Source organism: Limnohabitans sp. B9-3 (assembly GCF_002778325.1).
GTDB classification, from domain to species: domain Bacteria; phylum Pseudomonadota; class Gammaproteobacteria; order Burkholderiales; family Burkholderiaceae_C; genus Limnohabitans; species Limnohabitans kasalickyi.
Genome location: NZ_NESI01000004.1, coordinates 98,780 through 123,852, shown reverse-complemented (window position 1 = coordinate 123,852; position 25,073 = coordinate 98,780). Strand labels below are relative to the sequence as shown.

The following is a 25,073-nucleotide window of genomic DNA, read 5'->3' as shown; positions in this document are numbered from 1 at the left end:
AGGGATAGAAGAATATGTTTGAAAAACTGAGCATTGCTGCGGTTTATCCCGAAATTTTGCTGGCCATCATGGCCATCGTGATCGCCTTGGTTGATTTGTTTGTCAAGTCACCCCGCCGTACGCTGACCTACGCCCTGTCCATGGCCACCTTGGGTGTCGTCGCCTACATGCAGGCCAGTGCAGCGTCCCAAGGGCTGACGGTTTACAGCTTTGGCAACATGGTGGTGTCTGACCCCATGGGCGGTTGGCTCAAGTGCTTTGCGGCTTTGGCTGTGATGGTCACCTTGGTTTACGGCCGTCCCTATGCCGCTGATCGCGACATGCTTCGCGGTGGCGAGATGTTCACCTTGGGTTTGTTTGCGCTCTTGGGCATGTTCGTCATGATCTCGGGCAACAACTTCCTGGTGCTGTACCTTGGCTTGGAATTGTTGACCTTGTCCAGCTACGCCTTGGTGGCTTTGCGTCGTGACAATGCAACGGCCAGCGAAGCCGCCATGAAGTACTTTGTGCTCGGCGCGTTGGCCAGTGGCTTCTTACTCTACGGTTTGTCCATGCTCTATGGCGCAACCGGATCACTCGACATAAGCACGGTCTTCAAGGCTGTGGCTTCCGGCCAAATCAAACACCAAGTGTTGGTGTTGGGCTTGGTATTCGTGGTCTGCGGTTTGGCGTTCAAATTCGGTGTGGTGCCTTTCCATATGTGGATTCCTGACGTGTACCAAGGTGCGCCCACGGTGGTGACGTTGATGATTGGTGGTGCGCCCAAGTTGGCCGCGTTCGCCATGACCATCCGTTTGTTGGTAGAAGGCTTGTTGCCTTTGGCGATCGATTGGCAACAGATGTTGATGGTCTTGTCCATCGGTTCCTTGTTAATTGGTAACTTGGCTGCGGTGGCGCAAACCAACCTCAAGCGCATGTTGGCGTTCTCGACCATTTCGCAAATGGGGTTTGTGTTGATTGGTTTGCTCTCGGGTGTGGTCAATGGCAACACGGCGTCTGCCGCCAATGCCTACAGCTCATCCATGTTCTACGTCATCACTTACGTCCTGACTACTTTGGCGACGTTCGGCATCATTTTGTTGTTGGCCCGCGAAGGGTTCGAGAGCGAAGAGATCACCGACCTCGCTGGCCTGAACCAACGCAGCCCTTTGTATGCTGGCGTGATGGCCTTGTGTATGTTCTCGTTGGCTGGCGTGCCACCTATGGTAGGTTTCTACGCCAAGCTGTCGGTGTTGCAGTCACTCATCGCTTCAGGCCAATCGGGCGCCATTGCCTTGGCCGTGTTTGCCGTGATGATGTCGTTGATCGGCGCTTTCTACTACCTGCGCGTGGTCAAAGTCATGTACTTTGATGCACCGATCACGGCCACCACCGTGTCTGCCGGCACCGATGTGCGTGTCGTCTTGACCATCAACGGTGCCTTGATTTTGATCTTGGGCATGATGCCTGGTGGGCTGATGGCCTTGTGCGCGCGTGCCATCGTGTCCACGCTCGGCACCTAATTCACAAACTTTCTGCGAAGCCAGCCTCTGTGCTGGCTTTTTTCATGTCTGCACCTATTTCTTCGTCCGACAGCCATTTGGTCGAACACACGCTCGATCATGTGGAGTTGCTCAAAGGCCACTTCTTGCACGCCTTTCGCGACACCGTGCGCTTGCCCAACGGCGAGCAAGCCACGCGCGAATTCGTCATTCATCCCGGAGCGGTGATGGTGATCGCCATGTTGGACGATGGTCGTTTGGTCATGGAGCGTCAGTACCGCTATCCCGTGCAACAGGTGATGATTGAGTTTCCCGCTGGCAAGTTGGACCCTGGTGAGGATCGTCTTGCCTGTGCCCAACGTGAGTTGTTGGAAGAGACTGGCTACCGAGCCACCGAGTGGGCGCATGCGGGTGTGTTGCACCCTGTCATCAGTTACTCCACGGAGTTCATCGATATTTGGTTTGCGCGTGGCTTAAGCCTTGGTGAACGCCAGTTGGATGAGGGTGAATTTTTAGATGTGTTCACCGCCAGCATGGACGAGCTGCTGGCGTGGTCGCGCGACGGTCAGCTGACCGATGCCAAAACCCTCACGGGTTTGTTGTGGCTGCAAAACCATCGCAGTGGTGCCTGGCCACTGACGTGGCAAACGGTTTGAGCTTGTCTGTGTTCTTTGAGCGATGTGTGGCTTAATTTGCGCTTATGAAAGTTCTTGACCTCCATTGCAGCCAGCAACACAGCTTTGAGGGCTGGTTCGCCTCTGAAGATGACTTTCAGAGTCAACTTGCGCGCGGCTTGGTCACGTGTCCGGTTTGCGCCGACGCCGCCATCACGAAAAAACTCAGCGCGCCAAGGTTGAACTTGACAACATCGCGTGGGGAGCGTGGTGGTGGGCTTGCTCGTCCAGTCGAGTCTGAGCCGATGCAAACAGTGTCTGATCCTGCGGTCACTGAGACTGTCACCACTCACGCACAAGAACCTCACGCGCTTGAGCCGGCTCAACTGCAAGCTGCGTTATTGAAAATGGTGCGCCATGTGGTGGCCAATACCGAAGATGTGGGAAGCAGTTTTCCCGAAGAGGTACGCAAGATGCATTACGGAGAAGCCGAGCACCGCAACATCCGTGGACAAGCCAGCCCACAAGAAACCGAGGCTTTGCTGGACGAGGGCATTTCTGTATTGCCGTTGCCCATGCCTGAGTCGGTCAAAGAGACGCTGCAGTAAGCTGCTTCACCAGGGCTTGCGTTTGTGCCAGTGCGTCAGGCGCATCGCAAGGCACGATCAAGCGTTCGCCCAAGCCACGCAGCCAAGTGAGTTGGCGTTTGGCCAGTTGACGCGTTGCCGCCGTGCCCAGTTCGCGCAGCTGTGGCAAGAGGGTTTCGATCGGAACCTTGAAGTCCGCCGCGCGTTCTAGCAATTCCCAAGCTTGTCGGTAGCCCACACAGCGCATGCTGGGCAAGTCGATGTGCAAATCGCCACGCCCGCGGAGTGTGAGCATTTCATCCATAAAACCCGCTTTCAACATCGCGTCAAAACGTTGGCCAACGCGTTCATGCAACCAAGCACGGTTGCTGGGCTCTAACGAAATCAAAGGCATGTTCAGCGCGGTTTTTTGGGCGCGTGTGTGGGCGGCCTCTGCGAACCATTGCGACAGGGGTTTGCCACTGACACGCCATACCTCCAAGGCGCGCGAGATACGCTGCGCATCGTTGGGGGCCAAACGTGCCGCCGTGACCGGATCGACCTTGGCCAATTCGGCGTGCATACCGGGCCAGCCGAGGTCGATGGCTTGGTCTTCGATTTGGGCGCGCAGTTCGGGCTGCGCGGTTGGTAAATCGTCAATGCCATCGCGCAAGGCTTTGAGGTAGAGCATGGTGCCGCCCACCACCAAAGGCAGCTTGCCGCGTGCACGAATGTCGGCGATCAAGTCAGTTGCATCGCGTGCGAATTCGGCCGCGCTATAGGCGTGCAAAGGATCGCGAATGTCAATCAGGTGGTGAGGCACTTGGGCCAGTTCTTGTGCGCTTGGCTTGGCGGTGCCGATGTCCATGCCGCGGTACACGAGGGCTGAATCGAGGCTGATGATTTCGATGGGCAGCCATTGCGCAATGGCCAAGGCCGCAGCTGTTTTGCCGCTCGCGGTGGGGCCTAACAAGGCGATGGCGTCTAAGGGAAGGTTGCTCATGCTTGTTTCTCTGGTTGACGCCACACCAAGCCCCAGGCCGCCAAGGTCGTCAGCAGGCTCCAAAAGCCCAAGGTGTTGACCATCGGAAAGACACTGCCGTCGGCTTGCGTGCCTAGCCAAATGCCTGTGGCAAAGGCCGTCACCATCATCAAAAACCCACCCAAAGCAGACGCCGCACCAGCGGCTTGCGGAAACGGCCCAATGGCGCCGCTTTGTCCGCAAGGCTGATGAATGCCATGACCTAAGATGAACAAGTAATACGGCAGCATGATGCTCGCCACGCTGACCCAGCCTAGCCAAGGGTTCAGCACCATCCAACCGCCGCCCAATAAGCTTAAGCATCCGCCAAAGGCCACGGTGCGTCGCACCCCAAAACGCTGTAACAAACGTCGGCACAGCAGCGTGCCATTCAGGTACACAAATGCCATGGAAAACATCAGCAACCCATATTCCCAACGTGCCAACTTCAGTAGGCCGATGAACACAAAAGAAGACGATGCCAAGAAGGTGAACAACCCCACGTAGGAGCAAAGGGCCACCGCGGTGAAGGCCACAAACGTGGGGTGGCGCACGATGTGCCACCAGGTTTGCACCAACACGCGAGCGCGCAGTGCATCCGGGTTTTTCACCTGGACGGTTTCTTCAAACTTCCAAGCGACCATCACCCAAGAGAGTAAACCAAATGCCGCCACCAACCCGAGCGCTGCATGCCAGCTCCACAGGTCGGTCAGCAGGCCACCAAGGGGTGCACAAATGGCCGCCGTCATGCCCAAGCCCGTGAGCGCTTTGGACATCACGCGCGCGCCCACATCGGGCATGTACAAATCGCGCACGATGGCACGGCCACACATCACCACCGCACCCATCGCAGCGCCTTGCAACGACCGCCACATGATGAGTTCTGGCATGGCCGTTGACAACACACAACCCATGCCGGCCAAAGCAAACGCTGCCAAGCCCCATAACAAAATAGGTTTGCGTCCAAACCGGTCAGACAGCGGACCCCACACCAGTTGCGAAGTGCCAAAGGCCAGCAACAAGGCACTCAATGTGAGGTGGGCTTGTGCCACGGTGGCCTGTAAGTCTGAGGTGATCGCAGGCAGGGCGGGTAAGTACAAATCTGTGGCAACGGGCTGAATGCCCAAGAGCATCGACAACAGCCCCACAATGAGTTGGGGTGACATCAACGACCGCGCAAAAAGAGAGCGTCAAGTTCGCGCATGCTGAGTTGACGCCAAGTCGGGCGACCGTGGTTGCATTGGTCGGAGCGCTCAGTGACTTCCATTTGGCGCAGCAGCGCGTTCATTTCGTCCAAGGTCAGGCGTCGGTTGGCGCGCACCGCGCCGTGGCAGGCCATGGTGGCCAGCAGTTCGTTGCGCGCGCGTTGCACCACGGTGCTGGCATCGTGCTGCGACAACTCCGCCAAAACGCTGCGTGCGAGGGCGACGGCATCGCCTTGCGCCAAGCTGCTGGGTACAGCGCGTACGGCCAAGGTTTTGGCGGACAGGGCCGAGATTTCCAAACCCAATTCGTGGAGGGTTTGGACATTGGCTTCGGCTGCTGCGATTTCTTGTGCAGTGGCTGGAAAACTGGCGGGAATCAATAACGGCTGGCTGGCCATGTGCTGCGTGTCCACTTGGGTTTTGAGTTGCTCGTAGACGATGCGCTCGTGCGCCGCGTGCATGTCGACCAAGATCAAGCCTTGGGCGTTTTCCGCCAGGATGTAGACACCATGCAGTTGCGCCAAGGCTTTGCCCAAAGGCCAAGACTCGGCGGAGGCTGAGTTCGCAGCGTTCAACGATGCGTGACTGGCGCTGGTTGTGAGGGGCGAGGTGGCACCGGTGCTTACGAACGCGGTCTCGTTGAGAAACGCAGAACCCGCATCGCGGCTAACCATCGGCGTGCCATCAAATTGGGTTTGCGCAGACTCGTGTGCAGGCAAGCCTTTGGGAGCGGTGGATTGCCACAAGGCGCTGAGGTCGGACACGCGGTTGCCCGCCAAGGGCATAGCGGCTTGTTGCCAATGCGCTTGAGGCCAGGCGCCTGAGCTGGGCTTGAGTTGCACACCGTTGTCCGCTGCCAAATTCGCATCCGTCGCCGTCAACGCCGCAGCCGCCAACAAGTTGGCGCGTGGCACGGCCAAGGCGTTTTCAACCGCGTGGCGCACAGCTTGATGCACCTCGCGGCTGTCGCGAAAACGCACCTCAATTTTGGTGGGATGCACGTTGACGTCCACCCGCGTGGGGTCGATCTCTACATACAAGGCATAAACCGGCTGGCGGTGGCCGTGCAACACATCTTCGTAGGCGCTGCGGGCGGCGTGGGTCACCACTTTGTCGCGCACATAGCGGCCATTCACGTAGGAGAACTGGTGGTCGCCACGTGAACGTGCAGCATCTGGCACACCGGCGCGACCCACCACCGTCACGTTGCCCGATTGGTAGTTCACGGCGACCGAATTGTCCAGAAAATCATCACCCAACACGTCGGCGAGCCGGCGGTCTAGGGCGAGTTGGCGTTCCACTTCTGCCGGTTGTGCGCGCCATTGCTCGACCAATTTGCCTTCATGCCAAATGGCAAAACCCACTTCGGGGCGCGTCAATGCATGGCGACGAACTGCCTCCACGCAGTGCGCCAATTCGGTGTTGTCTGTTTTTAAGAATTTGCGCCGCGCGGGGGTGCTGTAAAAAAGCTCTTTGACTTCGATGGTGGTGCCTTGCGCACGCGCCGTCGCTTGCAGCTCGCCGCTGCGCGCATCAAGCAGCATGGCCATGTCTTGTGCGGCGGTGCGCGACAACACGGACAACTCAGACACCGACTCAATCGCAGCCAAGGCCTCGCCCCTGAAACCCATCGTGCCCACCGACTCCAGCTCGTTCAGGCTGGTGATCTTGCTCGTGGCATGGCGCTTGAGCGCAATGGGCAACTCATTGGCGGGGATGCCCACGCCGTTGTCCTCCACGCTGATCAGGCGTACACCGCCGGCCAACAAACGCACGGTGATGAGTGTGGCGCCGGCATCTAAGGCGTTGTCGACCAACTCGCGCACCACTGAGGCGGGGCGTTCCACCACCTCGCCGGCGGCGATTTGGCTGATGAGTTCGTCGGGGAGTTCGCGGATCGCGCGTGGGGGTTGAGTAGCAGGTTGCACCCTGAGATTTTAGAGGCAGGGATAATCACGGGCATGGAACCCATCACACTCATGCTCGACTTCATTTTGCACATCGACCGCTACATCGAGGCCTTTGTCCAGGCCTACGGCGTTTGGGTCTATGCCCTGTTGTTCCTGATCATCTTTGTGGAGACGGGTTTGGTGGTCATGCCGTTCTTGCCGGGCGACTCGTTGCTGTTTGTCGTGGGCGCCATGTGCGGTGTGGGGCTGATGGACTATGGCTTGTCGGTCGCGCTGTTGTTCACTGCAGCGGTAGCGGGCAACCAAACCAATTACGCGATCGGGCGATTCTTTGGTCCGAAGGTGTTCGCGTGGGAAGACTCCAAGTTTTTCAACCGCCGCGCATTTGACCAAGCCCATGCGTTTTACGAGCGCTACGGCGGCGTGACCTTGGTCGCTGCCCGATTCATGCCTTTTGTGCGCACCTTTGCCCCGTTTGTGGCGGGTGTGGCGCACATGACCCGCCGTAAATTCACCTTTTACGACGTGGCAGGTGGTGCTTTGTGGGTAGGTGGCATCGTCACAGCGGGTTATTTCTTTGGCAACATTCCGTGGGTGAAGCTGCATCTCGACAAAATCATTTGGGCCATGATTTTGATTCCGGGCGCTTTGGCCATTTACGGTTCTTGGAAGGCCTCGCGTCAGCCGCTTTAAACGGCTCAAAGTCCTAGATTAAGGTTTCTTATAAAACGGACTGAGCAGGGGGGCTATGGTTTTCAGGGCGAACAACACAATCAGTGTGCCCAATAAGTCGCCCACCATCATGACCGACGTGCTGGCAATGAAGTCTTCTGTTTTGCCACTCCAGAAATACCAAAGTTGATGCACCAGGGCACTGATAAACGCAAATAAAACGGATATTTTGAAGATGCCAATGGCTTTGAGATTCTTTAAATCTCTGTCCAATTGCCAATACTGCAAAGCGATGTGACGTGCCAAAAATGGGGCTAAACCTGCAATCAATCCATTCAGTAGGCTACCGATGTAACTGCCATCAAAGTGGAATAGGTAAGTGATGGCTGTTGAGGCTAAAGCAATGCCAATGGCGCCTTCGGCGATGAACAACAAAACAAATGCCATTCGCAAGCCGCTGGGTAAAAATATCCAATCCACGCCATGAGAAAAATGTAAAAAGTCAAACAAACTCATATTCAATCGAAACAGCAAAAAATAGCTGATCGATGTGATGGCGATGATGGCAAGCCGTTGTTGGAGTAGCACGTTGCTTAAATTTTCTTGTTGCTTGGATATCAATATATCACCCTGCTGAATGCATGATGACAGCCCAAGTACGTGGAAATTACATGTCTGTTTTTACAAACAAACATCAGCCTCAAAATGAATCATCCATTTGATTTTGTTGCGTTGATTCGCGCTTTATATCGCGCAGCATGAACAAATAAAGACTTTCGACTTTCTCACGCGCCCAGGGTGTTTTGCGTAAAAACTTGAGGCTGGAGCCCACGCTGGGGTCGTGGGTGAAGCACCGAATGGCAATGCGTTGGCCTAAGTCTTCCCATCCGTAGTAGTCGGCCAGTTCGGTGACGATTTTTTCTAAAGTCAGCCCGTGCAGGGGGTTGCGCGCTTGTGGGTTTGGCGTTGGGGAGTTCATGGGGTGTTTAGGCGTTGGCAGCAATTTGTGAAACTGCATGGATGAGCCGGTCGATGTCGGTATCCGTGGTGGTGGTGTGCGCGCTGGCGCGAAGGATGTCCGTCAGGCCTCGGGCTTGCAGGTCGAGCGGCGTGAAAGCAAGCCCATTCAAGGCGACTTCAATGCCCTGTGCGTTGAGACGCGTCTGTGCCGTTTTGGCGGTGCAGTGATCAAACGTGAACGACACCAAGCCAGACTGCGCCAAACCGATATCGCGCAGTTGCACGTTAGGAATGTGAGCCAGTGCCTGACGGATGGTTTGGCTTTTCGCAAAGATGCTGTGTTGAATGTTTTCAATGCCTTGGGTCAGTGCCTCTTTGAGCGCTTGGCCTAGCCCCAAGCGTGCAGCGATGCCCGCTTCGGAAGTTTCAAAACGGCGGGCATCTGGGCGTAGCGTGTAGCGCCCTTGTCCGAAAGGGGCTGTGAAGTGGTCCACCACAGGGGGTGTCAGCGCTGAAAGAAAGGCCCGTCGCACATAGAGTAGGCCTGTGCCACGCGGCCCGCGCAGCCATTTTCGTCCGGGTGTCGTCAGCACATCGCACTCCAACGCACGCACATCCACGGGCAGTTGCCCCACAGCCTGAGCCGCATCGAGAAAGAACGGTATGCCAGCGGCGCGGGTCAGTGCGCCCACTTTGGCTGCGGGTTGAATCAGGCCACCGTTGGCGGGCAGCCAAGTCAGTGACACCAAGCGAACATGGTGGTCCAGCATGTGGGCCAGCGCGTCTAGGCACACCTCACCCGTGGCTGTGCAGGGGATGACTTCGAGCGAGGCGCCGCTGCGTTGGGCCATGTGTGCGAGCGCCGCGTAGTTGCCGCCCCATTCGCTGCGAGCTACCAAAATGCGGTCACCTGGCGAAAACTGCAGGCACGACAGCACATCGCGCCAACCCCGTGAGTGGCTGTCGGTCAAAGCCACTTCATCTGTGTCGCAATTCAGCAGTTGGGCAGCACGGGCGTAGACCTGGTCGAGCGCCGGCTGCTGCTGCATGGCCGCGGCGTAGCCGCCGATGCGGCTTTCTAATTGCAAATGGGCCACCACCGTGTCGAGCACGGCGGTAGATATTAACGATGCACCGGCGTGGTTGAAGTAAGCCAAGTTTGACGTTGCCATGGCGTTCAGGTGTTTCGGGTGCGAGCCAGCGGTGGGTTGCGTGAGAAGTAGCGCTCAATACTTTTCATCAACGCGTTGGCGAGTTCGTTTTGGTAGCTTTCGCTGGTCAAGCGGGCTTCTTCGTCGGGGTTGCTGATGAAGGCAGTTTCAACCAACACGCTTGGAATGTCAGGTGCTTTGAGCACCGCAAATCCGGCTTGTTCGACTTGCGGTTTGTGCAGTTTGCCAATGCGCCGAATTTGCCCCAGCATTTCGCTGCCGAGCTTGAGGCTGTCGTTGATCTGGGCGGTGGTGCTCATGTCCAGCAGGGCGCGTTGCACAGTGGCGTCTTGGGTCTTGATGTTCAGCCCACCCACCAAGTCGGCGCGGTTTTCTTGGGTTGCCATCCAGCGAGCTGCTGCGCTAGAAGCCGCGCCTTGGCTGAGCGCAAACACGCTCGCGCCTTTGGCTTGCGGTGTAAAAAATGCATCGGCGTGCAGGCTGATGAATAAATCGGCTTGCACGCGCCGCGCTTTGTCGACTCGAACTTGTAAGGGCACAAAGAAGTCGCCGTCGCGCGTGAGGTAGGCGCGCATAGGCAATTTGCCGAATTTGGTTTGGATGACGGTGCTGTTGATGCGGTCACGCATGCGGTGGGCAATTTGCAGCACCACGTCTTTTTCTTTCGTTCCGCGTGGGCCAATCGCCCCTGGGTCTTCGCCGCCGTGCCCCGGGTCCAGCGCCACGATGATGAAGCGCTCGCTGCCTTGGCTGGCGTTGTTGCCCACCGAGGCTGCGGAGGTGAACGGCGTTGAAGCACCCGACGCACTGGAGGCTGGAGCCTGCGCAGCCAAGGGCTGGGGTTGTCGGTTTTGGCTGGCGAGTAAATCAGCCATGGGGTCGGGCGCGGTGCCCAAGGCGTTGGCTGAGACAGGCGGGGTAGCCGTCATCGATGGCACGTTGGTTTGTGTGCCGTTGAGCCGGTCAACGATCAGCGCTTCCAGCGGATCGGCCACTTTGGAAGGGTAGAGGTCCAGCACCAAGCGGTGTTGGTAGCGCGCACCGCCCGCATTGACGGGTTGCAGGTTGAAGACTTGGGGTTGCACCATTTGCCGCAAGTCCAGCACCAAGCGCACGGTGTTGGGTGTGTATTGACCCACACGCACCCCAGTGATGTACGGGTCGTCGGAGCGCACTTTGCCGACCAATTCGCGCAGCGCGGGGTTGAGTTCGATGCCGTCGATGTCCACCGCCAAGCGGGGTGGGTTGGCCACAAACAGGGGCGTGGTTTTGAGGGCAGTGTCGCTCTCAATCGTCACCCGCGTGTAGTCGACCGCCGGCCACACACGCACGGCCACGATGGTGGCGCCCCGCGCAATGTCGGCGCTGCCCAGCAGCAGGGCCAAGGTGCCGCCTTTGAGCACGGTGCGTCTGGGTAGCGGCTTGTTCATCCCAGCAGCGCCTGACCACGCGCGGTGTGGGCGTGCAGCGTGACGCTACGTTGGTCGTCGTCGCCCACTTGAATGTGGATGTCTAGATCTGGGTGGGGCATCACGCCTTCGGCGTTTTGTGGCCACTCGCACAGCGTGAGGCCGGGGCTGGCAAAGATGTCGCGAAAGCCGGCATCTTCCCACTCGCGTGGATCGCTGAAGCGGTAAAAATCAAAATGCCAAATGTGCCCGTCAGCCACCTCGTAGGGCTCAACCACGGCATACGTCGGGCTCTTGACGCGGCCTGCCACACCAAGCGCACGCAAGAGGTGGCGCACCAACGTGGTCTTGCCCGCGCCCAAGTCGCCCTGCAAGGTGATACAAGCATGCAGGCCATTTGCAGCGCGCACCAAGGCCTGCGCCAACTGGCGTGCAAAGGCGGCGGTGGCGGCTTCATCGGGCCAAGAGAGAGTTTTTACAATGGCGGAATTCTTCAAGGACGTCGGTTGTCTAGTTTTCACCAATTATTGCTATCAGAAATTCAGAATTTGGGGAATTCCCTTGGATTTTCCCAAATTGCGGTGGCACCTTTGGATTTGTCGTCTGCCGAGCCGCATTTGCAAGCCTGGTTGGCGCAAAATTTTCATGGTGAGATGGACTACATGGCCCGCCACGGCATGAAGCGCGCCCGCCCCGCCGAGTTGGTGCCGGGCACTTTGAGCGTGGTAACGGCGCGTATGAACTATTTGCCGCGCGACACCCCCACCGATTGGCAAGAACGTGAGTGGCAGCGTTTACGCGAACCGCATGAAGCCGTGGTGTCCGTCTACGCAAGAGGGCGTGACTACCACAAGGTGCTGCGCCAACGCTTAGACACCTTGGCGCGCCAAATTGACGCTTTTTTGATGGCTCATGCGGCAGAGTTGCCCCAAGACGGTTTGCAATACCGCGCCTTCACCGACTCCGCGCCCGTGTTGGAGGCCGAGTTGGCCGCCCGCAGTGGGCAGGGCTGGCGCGGCAAGCACACCTTGGTGCTCAACCGCGAGGCGGGCTCCATGTTTTTTTTGGGCGAGATTTTTCTCAACATTGCCCTGCCAGCCTCTGAGCCCACCAGCGCGCATTGCGGCCAATGCACCGCCTGCATCGACGTGTGCCCGACCCAAGCCATCGTGGCACCGGGTGTGGTGGATGCGCGACGTTGCATTTCGTATTTGACGATTGAGCACGCAGGTCCCATCGACGAAGCCCTGCGTCCCTTGATGGGCAACCACATTTACGGCTGCGACGACTGCCAGTTGATTTGCCCTTGGAACAAATTTGCCCAAACCTCCAGCTTGCCCGACTTTGACGCACGAACGGGGTTGGTGGGGCAAGACATCGCCCGTTTGTTGGCGTGGACTGAAGTTGAGTTTTTACGCATCACGGAGGGCAGTCCCATTCGGCGCATTGGCCATACGCGTTGGGTGCGCAATTTGGCGGTCGCAGCGGGCAATGCGCTGCGCCAAACTGATCAGTTGACCTTACGCCAAGCCTTGGAAGCTCATCTCACGCATGAGAGCGAGGTGGTCCGTGACCATGTGCAGTGGGCGTTGCGGCAAAGCGCTTGCTAAGGCTTCAACGCGTCTTGTGCGACAACCGCGATCGTCCCAGTTACTATCAACCTATGGCGCTTTTTACTCGTTTGCTCATCACTTTGTTAGGCATGGCTTTCGCTGTGTTGATGACTTTGGTCGTCTTGGGATGGTTGGCCTTGTTCATCGTTTTTGCCTCTCTACGTTGGCTGCTGACGGGAAAAAAGCCACAAGTGGTGATGATGTGGCAACAAGTACAAACCATGCGCAAAGGCATGCAGTCTGGCCAAGGTGCACGCTGGTCTGGTGGGTTTCGTTGGTCCAGTCAAAGCGATGCGCCACGGCATGAAGAGCCAGCACATACGCATCGTTCAAGCTCTAAATCCGATGTGATTGAAGATGTGGAGGTGCGTGAAATCCGGGAGAAGCGTTACCTGCCTAAAGATTGAGGTGCTTTCCTTGGCAGCACCGCTTCAAACTGAAGGTGTGAATGGCCATGGCTGCGAGACCTTGTACTTTTGTTAGACTATAAGTTTGGTAACTCTCAAGGCAGATTTCATGACGACTGTTAAAAAAATTGTTGATCAAAAAGCAAGCACCATTTTTTCTGTTCGGTCTTCTGACCCTGTCGACAGTGCCTTGAAAATCATGCGCGATTTCCGCGTCAGGGCCGTCCTCGTCATCGATGACGGCGACTTGAAGGGCATCGTTTCTCAAGGCGATTGCGCCATCAAAGTGTTGTTGCCACACCTCAATCCCACGCAGGTTGCGGTCTCCAAAATCATGACAGCGAACCCTCTCACCGTGACGCTCTCCAACTCCTTAGAAGAGTGCATGGCGATCATGGTTCACAAGCACATCAGGCACTTGCCAGTCCTTGAAGCCAATAAGGTGGTGGGTGTTATTTCGGTGGGTGACTTGGTCAAAAATATCATTGAACTCCAGGGCAACCAGATCAAGTTTCTGGAAACCTATATCAAGGGGCACGGCGTCTGATCGTGCCGGGCCGTGATCTGCCAATCACATGGCAGATTACAAAATTTTGAAAGCGGACTTGATCGCTTGACGAATCATCCCAGGGACTTCTCCGGCAGAGAACAAGGTGGCGGCGAATGAAAACTGCGTACGCACGACGCCGCGCTCATGGCTGAAAGCCTTGAACCCATAGTGGCCATGTGCATTGCCAATGCCTGAGTTATTGATTCCGCCAAATGGCAAATTTCCCTGAAGAAACTGCATCAGGGCGTGATTGACGCAAGCACCACCCGACACGGTCTGCGTCAGAACTTTGTCAATATGTGCATTGCTGCGGCTGTAGATATAAAGCGCAAGAGGCTTAGGACCTTCGTTGATGTGCGCAATCACCTCATCCAGGTTGCTATAGCTAATCACAGGAAGCAATGGGCCAAAGATCTCTTCCTCCATGATCCGAGAGGTGGGGGACACTTGGTCAAGCAAGGTCGGCTGAATGAAGCAGTCTCCCTCACTGGCGCCTCCGCCCGTGATGGTGCGTGCGCCTTGGGCCTGTGCATCATCCAACAGCGCCTTGATACGCTTGGTATGCCGTCCGTTCACGATGTGCGCCAGGTGGGGGCTGCTCTTTTGCGCCTCGAGCGTCGTGCCATACGCTTTGATGAGTTGTTCGCGACAGCAGGCCAGCCACGCATCCTTGACGTTTTCATGCACAAACACATAGTCTGGTGCGATACAGGTCTGACCCGCATTGGCAAACTTGGCCCACATGACATTGGTTGCAGCCAACTTGAGGTTGGCCGTTTCATCGATGATGGTCGGACTTTTACCGCCCAACTCCAAGGTCACACTTGCCAAGTTCTTGGCAGCAGCACCCATGACGTACTTGCCAATCGTTGGACTGCCTGTGAAAAAGATGTGATCAAAAGGCAGCGCCAAGAGTGCCTGCGACACCTCCGCTTCACCTTCAAAGATGGCGACCTCGTCTTCCGTGAAAACCTCACGCACCACCTTGCAGATCAATCCAGAAAGATGGGGCGTCAATTCAGAAGGTTTCAAAATGGCCGTATTGCCCGCGGCGATGGCTGAAACCAAGGGCCCTAACGTCAAATTCACAGGGTAGTTGAACGGGCCAACGATCAGGCAACGTCCACGGGGTGTGTGTTGCACGTGACTTCGCATACCCAAGGTCAACAGGGTCGGCCAAACATGGGTTGGCTTCATCCATTTTTTGAGGTTGCGAATGGCGTCATTCGCTTCCATGCACACGGGCAAGATTTCAGCAAGATCAACTTCGCCTTGCGGTTTCTTGAAGTCTAGGTAAGCAGCGTGATACCAATCCTCTGTGTGCGCAATCACGGCATCGCGTAACCTCCGAATCTTTGCAATGCGCTCATTGGCCGTTGAGCTTCTCAGGCGAAGTGCTGTGGCTGCCTGAGCGTCAAAGACTTTTGAGATGTGATTGGTATCGATCGTCATTTTTTACTTATTTCAGTTGAGTTTTCCGCCGCCCAAAACCTTCTTGTTCACATTCACCTTGTCGGCTTTGCTGCCCGGCTCATCAAATGTGACGCGTTGGTTGACTCGGCTGTGTGGCCAGTAATCCGCCACCGCATAGTGTTGTGTGGAGCGGTTGTCCCAGATGGCGATGCCGTGGGGTTCCCATTGATGGTGCACCATGAACTCGGGTTTTTTCATCCAGTCCAGTAAAAAGCGCAGCATGCCCACGGCTTCGTGGCGATCGACGCCTTCGATGTTGCGCGTGAAATCGCTGTTGACATAAATGCATTTGCGGCCTGAGTCTGGGTTCACGCGCACAACAGGATGCACCACGGGCTTGAAGGCCTTGATCGCTGCGATCAAGGCTTCGTCGCCGCGTTTGCCGAGTGCTTCGCGAAAGCCTGAAACCTCCCAGCTGTGCACGGCCGTTAGACCGTCCAGGTATTTTTTCATGCCTGGAGAGAGCCACTCATAGGCTTTGCTGGTGCTGATCCAGCAGGTGTTGCCGCCTGCGGGTGGCGTCACCGTGATTTGAATGGCGGTGCCTAAAGGTGGACGCTGTTTCCAGCTGATGTCGGTGTGCCAGTTGTCAATCGAGGGTGGTCGCGCGGGGTCCGAGTGGATGACTTCCAACTCCGGTGCATCGGGGTGGCGCTCAAAGTAAGAGCCTGACGACAGGGGGCCAAACACTTTAGCCAAGCTGATATGTTGCGCAGGCGTGATCACTTGGGGTTTGAAGAAGATGACCTCAAAGTCAAACAGGGCTTGGCGCAACTCGGCTTGCACTTCTTTGCTCAGCGGCTTGGTCAGGTCGACGCCTTCGATCCAAGCGGCAAAGTTCGGCATGCGCGGCACGGGGGTGATGTGCTTGTAGCGCTTGGCAATGTTGATGAGTTTCAGGGGTTTGGTATTGGCCATGGGGGCTCACTTTCGGAAAGTTAAAAATGCTTTGGGAAGTTTGGGTTCATTGCCAGTGGAGCAATCGTTTTTCAAGCCATGTCATGGTTTTCATCACGCTGACACCGATCAGGGCCAAGACCAAGAGCAAGGCCATCACGCCGTTGACTTCAAATGTGGAGCCCAGATAAGCCAGTGATTGGCCCAGGCCCTTTTCTGAGGCAATGATTTCTGCACCAATCACGCCCAGCAGCGAATAGATCAGACCTAAGCGCAAGCCCGAAAAAATCACGGGCACAGCGCCGGGCAGAGTGACCTGAAAGAAGGTGGAAACGGCACTCGCCCCCAAGGTCTTGCAAAGGGTGACGTGGTCTTGGCTAACGCCACGAATGCCTGCGACGGTGCTCGACAGGACAATGAAGAACGTCAGGCTGCAACCCAACGCAATCTTTGACCCTAGCCCTAAGCCAAACCACAAAATGAACAGTGGTGCCAACGCAATACGTGGCATCACGTTCATCGCGTTCAAATAAGGGTCTAGGAACTTCTCAAACTTTGGAAATCCCACAAAGACGAGTCCAACGGCAATGGCCGCCACACTGCCGAGTAAAAAAGAAATCAAGGTGCCGGCCATGGTCCAGCCCATGTCCACCCAGAGCTGCCCTGACGTGATGTTGTTCCATAAAAATTTGAGGATGCCGCTGGGTTGCCCCACAAACGTGGGATCGAGCCAACGGTTGGCAGTCAGCCATTCGCCCAGCGCCAACATCATGCCGATGAAGGCGAGATGTACGACCAGCCATTTCAATTTTTCAGCCTTCATGTTTGCTCCAACCAGACTCAAGGTGCGACCAGATTTGCGCATACAGTTCGTGAAAATGCGGATCTTTTTGTAGCTCGCGAATGGAACGCGGACGTGGCAAATCAATCGCAATGTCGGCCACGATGCGCCCAGGCCTAGACGTCATGACCACCACGCGATCAGATACGGCGACAGCCTCCGACAAATCGTGCGTGACAAACAGCACCGACTGCTTGTGTTGTTGGCACAGGCGAAGCAACAGGTCTTCGAGTTGCAGTTTGGTTTGTGCATCCAGCGCACCAAATGGTTCGTCCATCAAGAGAACCGAGGAACCCATGGCAAAGGTGCGTGCCAGCGCCACCCTCTGGCGCATGCCATGCGACAAGGCTTTGGGGTAGGCATTTTCAAACCCTGCCAAACCCACTTCTTGCAACATGACTTGGGCGCGTTCTTGAGCCTCAGCACGAGGCACGCCGCGAACTTGCATGCCAAACATGGCGTTGCCCAATGCGGTCTTCCAAGGCAACAGACTGTCACGGGCTAGCATGTAGCCCACTTGAGGATTGCCTTGTAGGGGTGCTGAGCCCGCCACTTGAATGGAGCCCTTGCCGGTCTGCGCCACCAAGCCTGCAGCCATGTTCAACAGTGTTGTTTTGCCGCAGCCGCTGGGGCCAACCAAAGACACAAATTCGCCTTGTTTGATGCGCAAAGACACATCAAATAAGACAGGCGTGATGCCATCAAAACTCAAATGAACGCCATCGACTGCGATGGCGAGCGGCGAGTGATTCAACTCGGCGCTTGCGTTGACGATGTCCATGGATCAGCGCAATTGCAATAGTTTTGAGGTGTCGAAGGTTTTATCGATTTGTGCGGTTTTTTGTAAATAGTCGGCGGCAGCTTGCAAGGCTTTGGGGTCTAAGGAAAATCCCGAGCTGGTGATGGCGTTACGCAAGGAAGCTTCGACTGCAGCGGCGCCTGTAGGCCCCTCTATTTTGAAGGTGTCGTTGACTATTTTGAGCAAGGCATTGAAGTTGGCGGGATTTTGAACAAAGGATTCCGATTCACGCATGGCCTTTGCAAATGCATCCAATACGGGGCCTTTCTTTTGCGCAAAATCTCCTCGCACAGTCATCGGGCCCGCAGCGCCGTTGAGCTGCGTGATCTCCTTGGGGCCTTCGCCTTTGCGAGGATCCACAATCACGCGACAGACTTTCATAGCCTCACAAAAACCGTCCATGGGGGAGAACAGCATGAGTGCGTCAATTTGCTTGTTGGCAATGGCAGGCAAGGCGGTGTTCGGTGCGCCCACCGGCACGATGGTCACATCACTACCGGTCATGCCCGCACCTTTGAGCATGTCGATCAACTGAAATTCAGCACCTGAGCCACGCGAGGTGACGCCTATTTTTTTGCCCTTCAGGTCCGCCATCACGGCTGGATAACCTTTGGCCGAATTGGGCGTTTCGGTATGAGCCCCAGCCATCAAATAGAAAATGTTGCCGCGTGAGCCGCTGCCGATGATTTTGAGATCCGCCCCCTTGTTCGCGGCTTGAATGACCACCTCAGCTGGGCCAAAAGCGACATCAATGTCACCGGCCATCAGGGTTTGTATGCCCAAAGGCGCGGCAGGAATGGTTTTCAGCTCGCACTTGAGTCCGTTTTTTTCACAATACCCATTGGCTGCAGCGACACGCACCAAAATATTGCCCAAGCCCGGGTAGTCTTGGATGCGCAAAGTTTCCGTTTGAGCCATGACCGTGGAACCCAAGGTGAGGGCTGCAATGCCCATGGCGGTTTTGATGCGGGTGCTGAATAAAAATTTCATGTGGTCTCCAATCAATGTGGCTTTGGCTTGCGCCTTGTGAAGTCAACTTCATTCGAATTTGCATTAGAAAGTGCCACGTGCCGACAAATTGTTACCCATGTGACAATTTAAGGGAAAGCACTCAAAATTCAAAATCTACCCACGCTGGGCCCGTTCACCTTCACAATAAATGCCATGCAAAACGCCCGCAACGCTCACCGTTATGCCCAGCTTAAACAGGGTGAAGCGGCCGCTTCGACACAGTCTTGGTCGGACGGTGTAGGTCTGACCCATCGCTCGATACAAGCCTTGATGAAAATCGGCGTCAATCGCCATTGGCAGTCGGGTCAGGTCATCCTCAGTCGCGGGCAATCTCTGGGGGCAGCCTTGCTGTTGATCGAGGGACGGTTGCGTGTCAGTGTGATCACGCCTGAGGGAGAAGAGCAGTTGTTGCACTGGATGCTGCCCGGCGAAATTTCGGGTCTGAGTTCCGTGTTTGCCGATAGCACTTACCCGGCCGATTTGGTCGCTGCCGTCCCCAGTCAAGTCTTGCAGATCGAGCGCACCAAACTCATGGCGCTGGTTCGACAAGATGGCGAGTTGGCGATCGACTTGATTCGAATTTTGGGTCTGCGAGTCAATCAAATGTTTGACACCTTAGCGACGCAGGGCATGCCGACCTTGGAAAAAAGAGTTTGGGCCACGCTAGAGCGGATCGCTCGATTGAACAGTGTCCAAGTTCCTGAAGGTGTGCAAGTTTCTGTCAGCCAAGGCGATCTGGCGCAGGCGGCCATGGCTTCGCGACAACGCGTGAATCAACAACTCAGACGTTTTCAAGACCAAGGATTGATTCGACTGGGTTACCGCAGCATCGTCTTGCTGCAACCTTCCATGCGCTAAGCCCCTGCCATGCGCCGCACCCCTTTTCAATGCTCAAGGTGATTTGTCATGTCCCCATCCTTACTCTTTCGTCGCGGTTTCACCCAAGCGCTGCTGTGTGGCGGCATTGGTCTGAGCAGCGCTTTCAGCTTTGCGCAATCCAATCGGATCGACCAGATCCGATCTGACGCGCCAGCCTTGGCGGCTTATGGGGCGTTTGATATTGGGGTCAAAACGCTGCAGTTCAAACATCCCAATCAATGGGACATGCTGAACGCCAAGTCGGGCCAAGACGTGCCCATGTACGACCGGCCATTGACCACTGAAATTTGGTATCCCGGTCAGGCGGACCCTGCCGCCATAAACGCAGGTGAATACCACGTCTTTTTCCGAGACGGCAAAACACAAATCACGCTCCATGGCAAAGCACTGCGAGATGCGAAGCCAAATCGGACGAACGGCGCTTACCCCTTGGTCATCATGTCGCATGGCTATCCGGGCAACCGATTTTTGATGAGTCCCATTGCCGAGAACTTGGCCAGCAAAGGGTATGTGGTGGCTTCCATCGACCACACCGACAGCACCTACTCCGATCAAGGCGCATTCCCCAGCACCTTGCGTAACCGGCCACTGGACGTGTCCTTCGTGATCGATGAAATGGTCAAAGCCAACCGAAATGCGGCCAGCCCTTTCAAAGACTTGATCGATGAAAACCGCATCGCGCTGATCGGCTACTCCATGGGTGGCTATGGCGTCATCAACAAACTCGGTGGCGGCTTCAGCGACAAGGCCACCCAATTTCCCAATCTGCCCAAGGACAGTCTGAACCTGCTGCTCCACGCGAATCCTGATTTCGCAAAAAGGCGTGACCCGCGCATCAAAGCGGCGGTTGCCTTTGCACCTTGGGGTTGGAAGCAGGGTTTCTGGAACGAAGACGGCCTCAAGGGCATTCAGACGCCCATGCTCTTCATTGCTGGCAGCGTGGACGATGTGTCAGGGTACGCGCCCGGGGTGCGCAATATCTATGAAGGCAGCATCCATGCCGACAGGTATTTGCTGACCTTTGAAAATGCCAATCACAACGCGGGTGCGCCCATGCCCCCACCGCAAGAGGCCTGGAAGTCAGTGCCCTGGTTGCCTGTGACGCCCGCTGCGCATTACGTTGATGCGGTGTGGGACAACGTGCGCATGAACAATATTTCGCAACACTTCATTGCGGCCTTTTTGGGCAAGCACTTGGAACAGGATGCCGCCAAGGCGGCACATTTAGACGTGCTGGAGTATGCGCAGCAAGGCAAGTGGTCGGCCAATCCCGATGGCAGTTTCAAAGCCGACCACACCTATTGGAAGGGCTTCCCAGCTCGCACGGCAGTGGGGTTGAGGCTTGAGCATTTGGGCGCGGCGGCCCGATAAAAAGCTACACCCAACCCTAGCGCCAGACGCGGTCATTTTGCAGCTCTCGCCACGCAATGACCTGAGTGGCTTTTGAAAACACAGCTTCCGGTTTGCCAGCCGAAGGCTTTGAAGTCGTTGACGACTAAGCCGATGGCGTCGACGCAGCTGTTGCCTAGGTCGATCTGGCTGTCACGGTCGAAGTCCGCAGCGAGGGTGCGCGCCATGAATCACCGCAGACCCCATTTGCCTAGGCATTCTTTCCTTTCAACTGTTGGGATGTGTACCGATCCAGATACTAGCGCTTGTTGCGCCAAGGTCCGCCTGATCCTGTTCAACTTTGGCTGCTCAAAAGGGAGATTGTTCGGCGGACTAATTAATAAAAATATCTAGTTTTTTTTGCTTCAGCTGGATGATTTCGAAGACATCAAAGAGTAGCTTTTGACAGAAGATTAGTTAATAAATTTCAGATGCAGTACTGATAATGGATCTTCAACAAGCCAAAAAACTGTTTTGTGGTCCGGTCATGGAAGGGCTTGTTATGGCGCCAGTTGATCCCGCTGTATGAGTCGATAGAAACAGTCTTTTTAGGGTTTTTACTGAGCTTAATTCGTGTCAATTTATTTAAAATTTTCATATTTGTAATCATCTAAACTAAGGAAAACATGAAAGCCATGAAAAAGATCAGCTACTGCGGCTTGCTCCTTGCCGCTGTAGGCTTGGTGGCCTGCGGTGGTGGTGGCGGGGGTGGTTTAACAAGTCCGCAAGCTATTGCCATTGATGGCATTGCCGCCACGGGTGCTCCAATGGCTTCCGCATCTGTGAGCGTTTTTGACGCAACAGGTAGCCTTGTGGTGGAGGGTGTTGTTGTGGGTGCTGACGGTAAATACAGCTTGAGCATTCCTGCCGGCAAAGTGGCTCCATATACATTTGTCGTTGATGATGGTGTGGACAAGCTGGTCAGTATTTTGGGCAGCAGCAACTCGACAACCGTTAATATCAACCAAATTACCGATCTGGTCGCTGCCAAGTTGTCACCCAGCGGAAACCCGCTTAGTCTCAGCACGGAAATTGCCAAGGGCTCAGTTACAGCCACGACATCGGCCATTACTTCGGCATCGACGGTTGTTCAAACTGCCCTTAAGCCCTTGTTCACCGCGGCCAACGTGAGCAGCTTTGATCCCTTCAGCGTCAAGTTTGCGACGAATGGCACCGGCGTCGACAAGGTGCTCGACATGTTGGACATCAAAATCACCCCTGCTGGAACCACATCCAATGTCGAGGTGACGGTCAAAGGCGCTATGGATGAGGACCAAGGCGCAAATTCCCTAAGCCAATTTGCACTGGGCGCCACGGTTTCAGCTGCCATTCCTACTTTGCCCGATGTTCCTGCAGGCGATGTGGTGGCAGACGGTACATCGCCCTTGATCAAAAATCTTTTGGACAAAATGACGGCGTGTTACGCATTGCCCAAAGTCGACAGGGTTGGGGCAACCGGTACCACTGCTGCAGCTGTGGTCGCTACCCCTTGCAAGGAAATATTTATTGGTCAAAATCCGGTCACTTACAAACATGGTGGCTCGTTGGTTTCATCGACACAACATTTCAGCGGAATTTTCAATCCTTCTGCTGTTGGGGTAGTCTTTGATCGTCCCCAGTATTTCGGTACGGTTAAAACCGATGCGCCAATTAACGGTCCCAAAGCAGGGGATATGTTGATTGGTTATCGCTGGGTGGACTCCGCAGGAAACTATCAATATGAACGCACTATGGTCCGTAAAAATGTGACCAATGGCCGGCTTGAAGTTGTCGGTAATCAGTACCTCCATGATGGAGGAGTCGGCTCTTATGCGCAGAAACGCACCAATGTTCGTAATGATGACATGAGTTACTACAGCGTTGGGTACACGCCGGGAGCATTTGTTTATTGGGTTTCTGGCGTTGCTAAAGTGGTTGGCAGCGGTAAGCCAATTACAGATCTTGTAGTGACTACACCTAAAGGCAATAATTTAAAGCTGTGCCCCAAGACGGGTTTCAGTTTTCTGGTTTTTGCAAAAGACCCAAGCCTTACTTGTAATGCCGTAGGCCAGCAGCTTGGCGGAACTAATTTCTTGCGACTTCGTTCGGAGTATGTGAACAACACCACATCCACTCATCCCCGTACAAAAGACACATCATTGGCTTTTGCCTCACCTGACGTCTCAGAAACCGAGTTGGAAGGCCAAGTATCGACCAAGCCATGGACTTTTGTGTACAACTTTGCCGACAATACAACGGCAACTCAATATCACCGACCAGCCCGAAGGGCTTACTCAATCGGAGAGTTCAAGGCCGTGCCATTACCCACCTTGACCACAGCCAAGCTGGATGCTTTAAAGGCATCTGCAAGCGTGACCGCCATTTCAGGTAATGGCTATGGTGGTCTTCCTGCCTCAGGTTTTGAGTTGGCATGGCAGGGCGCATTCGACGATTTGATTGCAGCCAAGAAGCCGGTGCCCGTTAATGCCGCTCCGATGACAGCAGTTCGTATCTTTGGCGCATCAGGTTTAGGAGCAGGTCCTGGTGGCGGATTCAGCGGCTCGTTTGAGGACCGTGTGTCAATCAGGTCTACGCTTAGAGCATTCACTATCACTTGCCCCAGCGGTGATCCTCAGTGCGCCACAGGCACGACTCAATATGCCGCTACTTCTAAAGTGACGGGTACCGATCTTTACAGCAGATCGTCTGATGGGGTTGAGTATGTCAATTTCTACACCATGACATTCCTTGCCCCTTAAGTCTTGATGACTAAAAAAACGCCCCGCTTGAATGAAACGGGGCGTTTTTATTTGTCTTGCAAATTATTCTTGCGGTAATGTTGAGCACAGTTGCGCTTCAAAGCCATCCCTGCCGCCATACAGCATCGTCTTGCAGCTCTCGCCAGGCAATGACCTGTGTGGCTTTTGAAAACACCGCTTCGATTTCCACCAACTCAATGGGGTCAGTTGGTAACTCAGGTTGAATCACCCGGCAGACCAAGAAGTGTTTTTGTTTGGCCACGGGGATGACGGTTGTCCATTTGGTCAACAGCAGTTTCTTGGGGTTCAGGGGATTCATAAAGTTAAAGCGCTGATGTTTCAGCGTTCCTTGGCCGCTTTGACAGCCTGGCCCAACTCAATCACCGCCAAGGCGTAATAACTGCTCCAGTTGTAACGCGTCACCACATAAAAGTTTTCGGTGCCCGCCACATAGCTGGGCGCATCGTCGCCGTTGAACACTTCGACCAAAGCCAATGGCCCTGCGTGCTGCACCGCCTCGCCATCGAGCAAAGCGCCTTTGGCCAAGAAACTGCTGACGCTGAACGAGGGCACGATGTCGGGGGCGAGGAGGGTGGGTTTGTCGAGGCGGGTTTCGTCAAAGCGCACGGGGTAGTGCGTGGGCATGCCGGTTTGCCAGCCGAAGGCTTTGAAATAGTTGGCGACTGAACCGATGGCGTCGACGGGGCTGTTGCGCAAATCAATCGTGCCATCGCCATCAAAGTCCACGGCAAATTTGTTGATGCTCGACGGCATGAATTGGGGCCATCCCATGGCACCCGCAAAGCTGCCGTTGATGGGGGTGGTGTTGCCGCTGCGTGTATGTTGGCGCAGCTGCACCAAAAAATGGCCTAACTCCGATTTGAAAAACGCTTGGCGCTCGGCCGCGCGTGGATGAGCCGCTGGGAAGTCGAGGGTCAGGGTGGTTAAGGCATCGAGCACGCGGTAGTTGCCCATGTGCTGGCCGTAGAAGGTTTCCACGCCGATGACACCCACGATCATTTCTGCGGGCACGCCGTAGGTTTGCTCAGCCCTTGAAAGGGCGTTGCTGTGGGTTTGCCAAAACTGCACGCCTGCCTCAATGCGTCTGGGCTCGATGAAGCGCTCACGGTAGGCTCGCCAATTTTTGGGCACGCTCACGGGCGGGGGTAACACCAGTTGTGGGACGCGTGCCAAGCGCCGTGCGCCGCTGAGTTGCTGACGCACCCAAGCCACGGGCAGTGCTTGTTGTCGGGCCAGTTCGTCGGCCAGTGCGGTCACTTCAGGTGTCATGCCAAACACTGGGCCATTGACTTTGGCCTTGGGTGCAGAAGGTTGCTTGGTCAAGCTCTGTTTGGCTTTTGGGGGGTGTTTGGAAGAGGCGTAGTTGGGAGTGGCGGTAGCGCTGCTTGCGAGGGAGGTTGCAAGCAGTGCGACGCAGGTAAAAGTACGCAGGGTAGAGCAGGTCA

At 55.6% G+C, this 25,073-nt stretch carries 26 protein-coding genes; 10 read left to right on the top strand and 16 right to left on the bottom strand.

Features of this window, described 5'->3' with window-relative positions; all coding sequences use genetic code 11:
- The first annotated feature begins 14 nt into the window (after positions 1-14).
- From nuoN to B9Z42_RS08340, 3 genes are read left to right on the top strand one after another with little or no spacing between them, the layout of a single operon-like run.
- Positions 15-1,502 (top strand): NADH-quinone oxidoreductase subunit NuoN, encoded by a 1,488-nt coding sequence (gene nuoN / locus B9Z42_RS08350; protein WP_100132905.1) that lies wholly within the window; start codon positions 15-17, stop codon positions 1,500-1,502.
- A 44-nt stretch (positions 1,503-1,546) separates the two neighbouring features.
- Positions 1,547-2,137, top strand: a complete 591-nt coding sequence (locus B9Z42_RS08345) for an NUDIX domain-containing protein (RefSeq protein WP_100133060.1) — start codon at positions 1,547-1,549, stop codon at positions 2,135-2,137.
- A gap of 44 nt (positions 2,138-2,181) precedes the next feature.
- A complete protein-coding gene (locus B9Z42_RS08340) occupies positions 2,182-2,703 on the top strand; it encodes a DUF1178 family protein (RefSeq protein WP_100132904.1) in 522 nt (173 codons plus the stop codon).
- On the opposite strand, the gene miaA is transcribed toward B9Z42_RS08340, so the two are convergent.
- From miaA to mutL, 3 genes are read right to left on the bottom strand one after another with little or no spacing between them, the layout of a single operon-like run.
- Entirely contained in the window at positions 2,684-3,664 is a 981-nt protein-coding gene (miaA, locus tag B9Z42_RS08335) for a tRNA (adenosine(37)-N6)-dimethylallyltransferase MiaA (protein ID WP_100132903.1), read from the bottom strand. The two genes, B9Z42_RS08340 and miaA, sit on opposite strands and share 20 nt — an antisense overlap.
- On the bottom strand, positions 3,661-4,848 hold the full coding sequence (locus B9Z42_RS08330) for an MFS transporter (protein WP_100132902.1): 1,188 nt from the start codon (positions 4,846-4,848) through the stop codon (positions 3,661-3,663). Before B9Z42_RS08330 ends, miaA begins: the two co-directional genes overlap by 4 nt.
- The gene (gene mutL / locus B9Z42_RS08325) at positions 4,848-6,815 is read right to left on the bottom strand and encodes a DNA mismatch repair endonuclease MutL (protein WP_100132901.1); all 1,968 of its coding nucleotides are present in this window, start codon (positions 6,813-6,815) and stop codon (positions 4,848-4,850) included. Before mutL ends, B9Z42_RS08330 begins: the two co-directional genes overlap by 1 nt.
- A gap of 33 nt (positions 6,816-6,848) precedes the next feature.
- On the opposite strand from mutL, the gene B9Z42_RS08320 reads away from it, so the two are divergent.
- Positions 6,849-7,490, top strand: coding sequence for a VTT domain-containing protein (locus tag B9Z42_RS08320; RefSeq protein ID WP_100132900.1), 642 nt, complete (start codon positions 6,849-6,851; stop codon positions 7,488-7,490).
- Between the two features lie 18 nt (positions 7,491-7,508).
- On the opposite strand, the gene B9Z42_RS08315 is transcribed toward B9Z42_RS08320, so the two are convergent.
- The 5 genes from B9Z42_RS08315 to tsaE all read right to left on the bottom strand — a co-directional run bounded on the left by B9Z42_RS08315 (position 7,509) and on the right by tsaE (position 11,507).
- Positions 7,509-8,057: a hypothetical protein gene (locus B9Z42_RS08315; protein WP_143474059.1), complete on the bottom strand. Its 549-nt coding sequence runs from the start codon at positions 8,055-8,057 to the stop codon at positions 7,509-7,511.
- A 112-nt stretch (positions 8,058-8,169) separates the two neighbouring features.
- On the bottom strand, positions 8,170-8,448 hold the full coding sequence (locus B9Z42_RS08310; protein WP_100132898.1) for a VF530 family DNA-binding protein: 279 nt from the start codon (positions 8,446-8,448) through the stop codon (positions 8,170-8,172).
- Between the two features lie 7 nt (positions 8,449-8,455).
- Positions 8,456-9,601: an aminotransferase class V-fold PLP-dependent enzyme gene (locus B9Z42_RS08305; protein WP_100132897.1), complete on the bottom strand. Its 1,146-nt coding sequence runs from the start codon at positions 9,599-9,601 to the stop codon at positions 8,456-8,458.
- 5 nt (positions 9,602-9,606) lie between these two features.
- Positions 9,607-11,031 carry an N-acetylmuramoyl-L-alanine amidase gene (locus B9Z42_RS08300; protein WP_100132896.1) on the bottom strand — a complete coding sequence of 475 codons (1,425 nt, stop codon included), beginning with the start codon at positions 11,029-11,031 and terminating at the stop codon, positions 9,607-9,609.
- Positions 11,028-11,507: a tRNA (adenosine(37)-N6)-threonylcarbamoyltransferase complex ATPase subunit type 1 TsaE gene (gene tsaE, locus B9Z42_RS08295; RefSeq protein WP_199172014.1), complete on the bottom strand. Its 480-nt coding sequence runs from the start codon at positions 11,505-11,507 to the stop codon at positions 11,028-11,030. The genes B9Z42_RS08300 and tsaE overlap by 4 nt, the downstream gene beginning before the upstream one ends.
- Before the next feature lie 42 nt (positions 11,508-11,549).
- Between tsaE and queG the strand changes: the two genes are divergently transcribed.
- From queG to B9Z42_RS08280, 3 genes are all read left to right on the top strand, one after another.
- On the top strand, positions 11,550-12,620 hold the full coding sequence (gene queG / locus B9Z42_RS08290; protein ID WP_369806865.1) for a tRNA epoxyqueuosine(34) reductase QueG: 1,071 nt from the start codon (positions 11,550-11,552) through the stop codon (positions 12,618-12,620).
- 53 nt (positions 12,621-12,673) lie between these two features.
- Complete coding sequence (locus B9Z42_RS08285; protein ID WP_143474058.1) at positions 12,674-13,030, top strand: hypothetical protein; 357 nt, start codon at positions 12,674-12,676, stop codon at positions 13,028-13,030.
- Positions 13,031-13,139: 109 nt separating this feature from the next.
- A complete protein-coding gene (locus B9Z42_RS08280; protein WP_100132894.1) occupies positions 13,140-13,577 on the top strand; it encodes a CBS domain-containing protein in 438 nt (145 codons plus the stop codon).
- A 36-nt stretch (positions 13,578-13,613) separates the two neighbouring features.
- Here B9Z42_RS08280 and B9Z42_RS08275 read toward each other — a convergent pair whose 3' ends face one another.
- Genes B9Z42_RS08275 through B9Z42_RS08255 form a run of 5 tightly spaced genes read right to left on the bottom strand, consistent with a single transcriptional unit; the run spans position 13,614 to position 18,580 of the window.
- Complete coding sequence (locus tag B9Z42_RS08275; protein ID WP_100132893.1) at positions 13,614-15,032, bottom strand: aldehyde dehydrogenase family protein; 1,419 nt, start codon at positions 15,030-15,032, stop codon at positions 13,614-13,616.
- A 12-nt stretch (positions 15,033-15,044) separates the two neighbouring features.
- Positions 15,045-15,971: a TauD/TfdA family dioxygenase gene (locus B9Z42_RS08270; protein WP_100132892.1), complete on the bottom strand. Its 927-nt coding sequence runs from the start codon at positions 15,969-15,971 to the stop codon at positions 15,045-15,047.
- Between the two features lie 46 nt (positions 15,972-16,017).
- Positions 16,018-16,773, bottom strand: a complete 756-nt coding sequence (locus tag B9Z42_RS08265; protein WP_100132891.1) for an ABC transporter permease — start codon at positions 16,771-16,773, stop codon at positions 16,018-16,020.
- Entirely contained in the window at positions 16,763-17,572 is an 810-nt protein-coding gene (locus tag B9Z42_RS08260; protein ID WP_199172007.1) for an ABC transporter ATP-binding protein, read from the bottom strand. The genes B9Z42_RS08265 and B9Z42_RS08260 overlap by 11 nt, the downstream gene beginning before the upstream one ends.
- Positions 17,573-17,575: 3 nt before the next feature.
- Positions 17,576-18,580, bottom strand: a complete 1,005-nt coding sequence (locus B9Z42_RS08255; protein WP_100132890.1) for an ABC transporter substrate-binding protein — start codon at positions 18,578-18,580, stop codon at positions 17,576-17,578.
- A 174-nt stretch (positions 18,581-18,754) separates the two neighbouring features.
- On the opposite strand from B9Z42_RS08255, the gene B9Z42_RS08250 reads away from it, so the two are divergent.
- Positions 18,755-19,459, top strand: coding sequence for a Crp/Fnr family transcriptional regulator (locus tag B9Z42_RS08250; protein WP_100132889.1), 705 nt, complete (start codon positions 18,755-18,757; stop codon positions 19,457-19,459).
- A gap of 48 nt (positions 19,460-19,507) precedes the next feature.
- Positions 19,508-20,851 carry a dienelactone hydrolase gene (locus tag B9Z42_RS08245; protein ID WP_100132888.1) on the top strand — a complete coding sequence of 448 codons (1,344 nt, stop codon included), beginning with the start codon at positions 19,508-19,510 and terminating at the stop codon, positions 20,849-20,851.
- Between the two features lie 32 nt (positions 20,852-20,883).
- On the opposite strand, the gene B9Z42_RS16500 is transcribed toward B9Z42_RS08245, so the two are convergent.
- The gene (locus B9Z42_RS16500; RefSeq protein WP_143474057.1) at positions 20,884-21,057 is read right to left on the bottom strand and encodes a lytic murein transglycosylase; all 174 of its coding nucleotides are present in this window, start codon (positions 21,055-21,057) and stop codon (positions 20,884-20,886) included.
- A gap of 438 nt (positions 21,058-21,495) precedes the next feature.
- Here B9Z42_RS16500 and B9Z42_RS08235 point away from each other — a divergent pair, with 438 nt between their 5' ends.
- A complete protein-coding gene (locus B9Z42_RS08235) occupies positions 21,496-23,607 on the top strand; it encodes a hypothetical protein (RefSeq protein ID WP_100132886.1) in 2,112 nt (703 codons plus the stop codon).
- 97 nt (positions 23,608-23,704) lie between these two features.
- Here B9Z42_RS08235 and B9Z42_RS08230 read toward each other — a convergent pair whose 3' ends face one another.
- Both B9Z42_RS08230 and mltB read right to left on the bottom strand, forming a co-directional pair.
- Entirely contained in the window at positions 23,705-23,926 is a 222-nt protein-coding gene (locus tag B9Z42_RS08230) for a TIGR02450 family Trp-rich protein (RefSeq protein WP_100132885.1), read from the bottom strand.
- Between the two features lie 20 nt (positions 23,927-23,946).
- Positions 23,947-24,951: a lytic murein transglycosylase B gene (gene mltB, locus B9Z42_RS08225; RefSeq protein ID WP_369806861.1), complete on the bottom strand. Its 1,005-nt coding sequence runs from the start codon at positions 24,949-24,951 to the stop codon at positions 23,947-23,949.
- Positions 24,952-25,073 lie beyond the last annotated feature (122 nt).